At 39.5% G+C, this 6,075-nt stretch carries 5 protein-coding genes; all 5 read left to right on the top strand.

Translation table 11 applies throughout. The features are described from left to right. Positions 1-22 precede the first annotated feature (22 nt). Genes U1E44_RS14285 through U1E44_RS14305 form a run of 5 tightly spaced genes read left to right on the top strand, consistent with a single transcriptional unit; the run spans position 23 to position 5,906 of the window. Positions 23-517, top strand: a complete 495-nt coding sequence (locus U1E44_RS14285) for a hypothetical protein (protein ID WP_322931783.1) — start codon at positions 23-25, stop codon at positions 515-517. Between the two features lie 11 nt (positions 518-528). Beyond that, positions 529-1,302, top strand: a complete 774-nt coding sequence (locus U1E44_RS14290) for a tetratricopeptide repeat protein (protein WP_322931784.1) — start codon at positions 529-531, stop codon at positions 1,300-1,302. A 45-nt stretch (positions 1,303-1,347) separates the two neighbouring features. After that, complete coding sequence (locus U1E44_RS14295) at positions 1,348-4,110, top strand: serine/threonine-protein kinase (RefSeq protein ID WP_322931785.1); 2,763 nt, start codon at positions 1,348-1,350, stop codon at positions 4,108-4,110. A gap of 4 nt (positions 4,111-4,114) precedes the next feature. Continuing rightward, positions 4,115-4,858 carry a PP2C family protein-serine/threonine phosphatase gene (locus U1E44_RS14300; RefSeq protein WP_322931786.1) on the top strand — a complete coding sequence of 248 codons (744 nt, stop codon included), beginning with the start codon at positions 4,115-4,117 and terminating at the stop codon, positions 4,856-4,858. A 40-nt stretch (positions 4,859-4,898) separates the two neighbouring features. After that, entirely contained in the window at positions 4,899-5,906 is a 1,008-nt protein-coding gene (locus U1E44_RS14305; RefSeq protein ID WP_322931787.1) for a hypothetical protein, read from the top strand. Positions 5,907-6,075: the final 169 nt, after the last annotated feature.

Raw genomic sequence — 6,075 nt, forward strand, 5'->3', positions numbered from 1 at the left:
AGAAATAGGAACCAAATAGAAAATGAAGACCATAAATTCTGAACGCTTTAGATTTCGCTTATGTTTTTTAAGCATTATCTGTGTATTTTTAGTAGGAGGGTTAAAGTTGGGCCATTCCCAAAAAAATCCGGAATACCGATCTATGGTAGGATTTCATTGCTCCTTTTTTGGCAGTTCGACAGAATTAGTGAGTGAAATGGAATTGGATATAGAAAAAGAAAACCATGAAAAGATAAGAAAACTGCTTTTCTCCCATGATACCGGGAAAAGTTATTTAGCGGTATTGGTATGCGAGGCATTGGAAAAATACAAAATAGTATATTTAACTCCTTTGGAGAAAATGCGTATTCAAGGGCTTTATGATTCTGACGACGAATTATCCTTTTGTGCTGGTTGTGCACTTTACAAATCCTACAGATTAAAGGATGTCCTCAGAACAAATACCGGGTTTGGGGTAGAAGCCAGAAAGTGGGTATCAAAAAAATTTAGCAACCAAAATGTCTATATGAATCATTAAAAACTAAAAGGATGAAAAAACTAGTACTACTAATAACTTTAATGGTTTTCGTTCCTAACCTGATTATGGCAAAAAGAGGCACAGGCCTTTTTGGAAAAAGCGAACGGATAAATAAAATTATCGATGTAGACATAAAGGGTGCCAAAGGGGAAGACCTTTACCTAGGATACAAGACTACCTCCCTATTTATATTTATGGGAGTCTATATGAAAGATGATGGCTACGTTTTGGGCATTAAAGGAAAGTTTGGATCGTACTATCCACTGGATAACCAACAACTTTTATCCTTTCAAGAAAACGGTAGTCTCCCGAATCCTCTGCCGTCTTACGAAATACCATTTACGGATTGGCTATGGGGTTTTTCTCTTTGGATATTAATGGTAATATTGGCGGTGATTTGGTTCTTTCCAAAAAGCGGAAAGTCCCTTTATGAAAGGGGTTGTACATACTATTTTGGAAAAAATGTCAAAGTAGACTATTCCAAGGCTTTTGCATACTTTCAAAAATCGGCAAAAAAGAAATATGCCCCGGCGATATTCAATTTGGGAATCATGCACCTCAAGGGCCAGGGAGTGCCAAAAGACATCCAGCAAGCCGTTCCGCTATTTGAACAAGCATCGGATATAGGAAACACCAATGCAAATGTGACATTGGGTAACCTCTACTATGAAGGGGTGGAAATTCAGAAAGACTTGGGCAAGGCGAAGGTATGGTTCAACAAAGCTTGTGGACAAGGCCATGATGGGGCATGCAAAATGGTGGCTCATATCCAAGAACAACATTGATTTTTAGTACATTTAGGAAACGACCGAACAAACAACAAAAAACCTATGAAACTATCACATTACGAGTGGAACCCCGAAAAAGACCTTATTGCAGAAGGTGGATTCGCCGAGGTTTTCAAGGCACGAGACCTGAATACAACGGGACGGTTTGTGGCACTTAAAATTTATAAAGAGGCCGTTTCCAGAGGTACACGGGGAAGTACCGGTCAAAAAAAATATAGTCTGGAACAGGAGTTCTCCAAAATTGATGGGCTGTCGCACACACATCTTATCACCTATTATGATTTGGAGTATATAGTCCATAAAGATGCCATGGGTAGGGATGCCAATTATCCGGTTCTTGTTATGGAATACGCCGGAGGGGGTACCTTGGCTCAGGCAATTCAGAAAGGGTTGTCCCTTAAAGATTCAGAAAAAATCATTCTAGAAGTTGCCAAAGCTGTGGATTATCTTCACGGGCAGGGTATTATCCATAGGGATCTAAAGCCAGGCAATGTTCTTTTTAGCAGGGATAGAAGCGGAATCAGAGTACCAAAAATAACAGATTTTGGCATCAGTCAAGATGTTCTATCCGAAAAAACTATCCAGCAATCTATGACAGAGGGGGTGGGAACGCCCCATTATATGGCTCCAGAACAATTCTTCAAAAAGAAGTTTGGATTGAATGGAGAAATCGGTGAACGTACAGATATTTGGGCTCTTGGGATTATGTTCTACACGATGTTAACGGGGAAATTACCCTTCGGACATAAGAGCAAAGATTATGAGCTGACCAGAGATAGTATTATTAACGACCAACCCGATTATTCAGAAGTTCCCGAAAGGTATAAAGACGTTTTGCGTACCTGTCTGGAGAAAAATGCAATTGATAGGTTTGCCAATGTTTGTGGGTTTATCCAAGCTCTTAATGGTGTAGATGGCGATGACGGTACCGTTTTTATGAGTTCAAATACATCTATGAACGATAATAAAAAGAGTAAAAAGAAAAAAATTTGGCCTTTCTTGATACTATTTTTAGGAGTCTTAGGATTAGGTTTCGGTGGTTATTCGTTTTATCGCTCCACAAAGATAGATACACTTTTGTCCGATGGCTGGAACTTGTACAAAGAGGGGAAATTTAAAGAAGCTTATAATGCCTATGCAAAGGCCTCGGAATATGAGTCAGGGGAAGCCTTTTATTATATGTCCAGGTTTTCCCAGAATGGCTACGGAACCGATATTGATTATGAAAAAGGGTTTGAATATGCGGATAGAGCCATCGATATTGGGTATGACATGGCAAATTTTAACCACGGATGGGCTTATTATAACGAACTTGGTGTAGATAGAGACACTGTTGAGGCCAATAAATTCTATGAAAAAGCAAAGAGTAGCATCATAACCTTAAGTGAAAGTGACAATCCAGAGGCAAATAATCTAATGGGTTTAATGCACTTTCTTGGCGTTGCCATGGAAAAGGACGTGAGCAGGGCAAAATTGTATTATGAAAAAGCTTCTAGCCAGGGGCATCCCGCAGCAATCGAAAACTTGGCTATCCTCAACACATCAGAAAAGAACTACAAAGAAGCTTTTGAAGGTTATGAAAAATGCACAACCATTGGACGATATTCAGGATATCGGGGCATGGCCGACATGTACAGGTTTGGGCAATATGTTGCCAAGGATACCGTGAAGGCTTTGGAATTATATACAATTGCCGCCGAGAATGGGGATCTTCTATCCCAATTTAATCTGGGAATCTTCTACAAAAACGGGGTACTAGCCAAACCGGATCGGATAAAGACCGTACAATGGTTGACCAAAGCTGCTGAAAAAGGGCATTTTGGGGCTCAAAATGAATTAGGAACTTTATATTTTACTGACAAAAATTATTCCGAGGCAAAAAAATGGTTCCAAAAAGCTGCTGAAAAAGGAAATACATTTGGCATGCACAATATGGGCCTTCTCCACTATAAAGGTTGGGGTGTTCCTAAGGACTTGAAGCTTGCTAAAAATTGGTACCGACAAGCAGCAGATAAAGGATATGCAAACTCCCAATATATGATGGGCAAGATTCTTGAATTCGGGGAAGATGAGGGAACCCCAAACTTGCCCGAAGCGATACGATACTATGAGCTTGCAGCTGAGCAAAATCAAGGTTCTGCTTTGTACGCTATGGGAAGATTGTATTATGAGGGTAAGGAAAAAAAGAAAGATTATAATAGAGCCAAAGAACTGTTTACCCAAGCAGCAGACCAAAACATTTTAGATGCAGCGTATATGCTCGGCACCATGGCGGAAAACGGAATAGCAGGATCCGTAAATTATTTGGAAGCTGAAAGAAGGTATCTTAAAGCCGCGAACAAGGGACATCTTAGTGCCCAGAAAAGGCTTGCAGCTATGTATTACAACCTCAAATTGGGAACAGACAATAAGAAAAAGGCGACCCAATGGTACCTAAAGGCAGCAGAACAAGGGGATATACACAGCCAATTTCAGGTGGCGGTAATTTATTACGATGGCAAATATTACTATGCGGCCAAAAAATGGTTCCAAAGGGCTGCAGACCAAAATAATGCAAGCGCGCAAAGTTATTTGGGTTATATGTACCACATGGGTCTGGGAGGTTCTAAAAACATTAAAAAGGCCTTTGAGTTTTATCAAAAGTCCGCAACCAATGGCGATATGGTTGGGATGTACAACCTCGCCTCATGTTACTATAATGGCACCGGAACGCCAAAAAACAGGAATTTGGCAAAAATATGGAACCAACGATCTTGCGAGAAGGGGTATAAACACGCTTGCGATTTTGTCGCTAAAAACTACTAAAAGAATGGAAATCTACTTACCGGTTCATTGCAACGAAATAGGCCTAAGGAACACAAATGAAGATGCCATATACCCCGAAATACCAAGTACAGAATCCCGCTTGTTTATGGTATGCGATGGCGTTGGTGGCCAAGCCAAAGGCGAACTTGCATCCTGGATGGTATGTAATGAAATGGCCTGCTTTGTAAACGATAATATCTTAAAAACTGTTGGTAATCAAGCGTATTGGTCCCAAGCCTTAAAATTTGTGGAAAACCAATTTCAGAAGCATTTTACGGGTAGTCCCGAATCGAAGGGCATGGCAAGCACATTAAGTCTTTTATATATTTCCGATCAAGAAGAGAAAGTATTCATGGTCTGGATAGGCGATAGCAGGATATACCATATCCGAGATGGAAAAATCCTAAATCGCACAAAGGATCATTCCATTGTACAAGCGATGTTGGAAATGGGAGAGATTACCGTCCAAGAGGTCAAAGACCACCCCAAACGCCATGTGATAACAAGAGCTATCAATGGTTTGACCCCTTCTAAAGTGGATGTCAAGATTATTGAGGATCTTCAAAAGAACGATTTCTTCATGCTATGTTCTGATGGAATTCTAGAAAATGTGGACGATGAAAAGATTGAAAAGTGGTTTAAGAAAGAAACCTCGATTGAAAAAATAAGGGCAAAGATCATGATTGAAGCGAATGGAAATACCAAGGACAATTACTCCATGTACCTAATAAAAATTGATAAAACATAGGCCTTACTGTAGGCGTTACAATCTTTAATTAAAAGTCGAAATGATGAAAAATGTTTACGTAAAAAATTTAGTTCTACTAATAATAATGATGTTGTTTTCTTCCTTCCACGATTCATTAGAAAAGGATTTTGTAGGTGTTACGAAAAACCAAGAAACGACAGAATTGAATACAGAGGGATTATACTATGCAGAGTTTTTTGATTACATCTTTCGAGGGCATTTTGAAAATATCCAAATGACACTAGAGAATATGGAATTCTTATCAATATTTGAACAATATTTGAAGGCTTTTGGCAAACAGTGTCCCGGGGCACTTCCCTCTGATAAAGTTGAAATCATGGAGGATATTTGTGTAAGGGAAAGGGTGACTACCAACGGTTATGGAGTCGAGACCAATAGGGTATGTTTGGAGTGGAAAACTGTGGGCACGAGAATCTTTGCCCGCCCTGAACTTTACGGGGCTTTCTTAACCGTTAGGGATATACAGAACAGCGAAGCATTAAAGACTACTGTTGATATTATGACGGATCCCAACGTTATGGGAAACACTGTTGACATGGCTCACAAGGCCAAGGGTTTGGCGAGCGATATGGCTTTGATTTTCAGTCTTAATTCCTGCGGTAGCCCATCGATTAGGCGTCTTGAAGATAATTTGCGGTTATTTGCGTTGAAAAGACCGGCCATTCAAATGAAAGAGCGAAGCAAATATGAAAAAATGAAAACGTCTGGCGGCCCTAAAGGAAATCAGAATTTTGAAAGATTGATGGATGACTTAGTAGTTGATCAGGCCAAAACTTGGGCATTTAATCGTTATATTCCAAAGAGTATATCTAATGTAAAAAAATATTTAGATACCAAAGGAATGCCTAGAGAATTAGTCGCCAATTATAGGTATAATGGCTTTAAATCGAATAGTGTCGGAACCGTAAGGATTACCTTAGACAATGGTATTCCAAACTGCATTTTTTTTCTGGATTTCCCAAAAAATTGTAAGTCTCCAAATGCTTCCATAGTAACTTCTTATGCAAATGGCGAATATTCCAATTAAATCCCTTTGTAGCCTTCCCCAATAAAAATGGACAATTTTTAAAACTTTATTTAGTACAGAGGTTGGAAAGTTTTCTTCCAAAAATAATTATATGGATGCGCCGGTCAAATTGAGCCATGTGCGCCGGATGAAAGTGAGCCGTTTAAACTAGTTGCTTAAAATCGATTCA

The organism is Aurantibrevibacter litoralis (genome assembly GCF_034651555.1).
Lineage (GTDB): Bacteria > Bacteroidota > Bacteroidia > Flavobacteriales > Flavobacteriaceae > Aurantibrevibacter > Aurantibrevibacter litoralis.

Coding starts and splice junctions, on each gene's coding strand:
- U1E44_RS14285 (WP_322931783.1), top strand. CDS start 23: ATGAAGACCATAAATTCTGAACGCTTTAGATTTCGCTTATGTTTTTTA.
- U1E44_RS14290 (WP_322931784.1), top strand. CDS start 529: ATGAAAAAACTAGTACTACTAATAACTTTAATGGTTTTCGTTCCTAAC.
- U1E44_RS14295 (WP_322931785.1), top strand. CDS start 1,348: ATGAAACTATCACATTACGAGTGGAACCCCGAAAAAGACCTTATTGCA.
- U1E44_RS14300 (WP_322931786.1), top strand. CDS start 4,115: ATGGAAATCTACTTACCGGTTCATTGCAACGAAATAGGCCTAAGGAAC.
- U1E44_RS14305 (WP_322931787.1), top strand. CDS start 4,899: ATGATGAAAAATGTTTACGTAAAAAATTTAGTTCTACTAATAATAATG.